Genomic DNA, 313 nt, shown 5'->3' on the forward strand with positions numbered 1-313 from the left:
GCAGTGCCGCCTGCGGCTTGCCGACATGGCCGGCTTCCTGTAGGATCGCGGGCACCTCTGGATCCGACACGAAATTCTTCCAGCCCTCGGCGTCCCAGTCGAAGATCGCCCAGACACGGTCGGGCTCGCTGGGATCGCGAAAGACCGTCGCGCCGTTCGAGCCATGCAGCCGGCGCTTGTCGGCGCCCTTGGTCGAAAAGATACGGATGAAGTGGTCGACGTCCGCCACCTTGGTCGTTGCGAGAAGCATCGGATTTCCTCCTGTCGGTCGCGGCCACCATTGGCCCGTCGACAGGATCACGATGCGCGCCCC

Annotated in this window: 1 protein-coding gene; it reads right to left on the bottom strand. The window is 65.2% G+C overall.

All coding sequences use genetic code 11. The features are described 5' to 3' along the window. The coding region (locus tag EN859_RS36700) for a hypothetical protein (RefSeq protein WP_135913715.1) at positions 1-250 on the bottom strand (250 nt) is incomplete at its 3' end. Between the last annotated feature and the right edge of the window lie 63 nt (positions 251-313).

This window comes from Mesorhizobium sp. M00.F.Ca.ET.216.01.1.1, assembly GCF_004010325.2.
Classification (GTDB): Bacteria; Pseudomonadota; Alphaproteobacteria; order Rhizobiales; family Rhizobiaceae; genus Mesorhizobium.